At 66.6% G+C, this 401-nt stretch carries 1 protein-coding gene; it reads right to left on the bottom strand.

Annotated elements, in window-relative coordinates; genetic code table 11:
• Positions 1-320 (bottom strand): ATP-binding cassette domain-containing protein (locus I6F16_RS37760; protein ID WP_225174812.1); only part of this gene is annotated, 320 nt, incomplete at its 3' end.
• Positions 321-401: the final 81 nt, after the last annotated feature.

The following is a 401-nucleotide window of genomic DNA, read 5'->3' as shown; positions in this document are numbered from 1 at the left end:
GTGTAGGCCGGGTTCAGCGAGGTCATCGGCTCCTGAAAGATCATCGCCATGCGGTTGCCGCGCAGCTTGCGCATGCCACCCGCGGAGATGGTCATCAGGTCGGCCCCGTCGAAGCTGATCTTCGCCGCCTTGCGCTGGGCGCGCTTGGGCAGCAGGTCCATCAGCGCCAGCGAGGTCAGGGACTTGCCCGATCCGCTCTCGCCCACGATGGCCAGCGTCTCGCCCCGCTCCAGCGAGAAGGAGATGCCGCTCACCGCGTGCAGCACGCCGGCCTCGGTCGGAATGTCGATGACGAGGTCTTTCACCTCCAGCAAAGCCATGGCTCAGTGCCTGTTCTCGGGCGCGGTGACGTCACGCAGGCCGTCGCCGAGGAGGTTGATGGCGAGGACCAGGAACACCAG

It is taken from the genome of Bradyrhizobium sp. IC4060, assembly GCF_020193715.1.
Classification (GTDB): domain Bacteria; phylum Pseudomonadota; class Alphaproteobacteria; order Rhizobiales; family Xanthobacteraceae; genus Bradyrhizobium; species Bradyrhizobium yuanmingense.
This window is presented reverse-complemented; position numbering and strand designations above follow the sequence as displayed.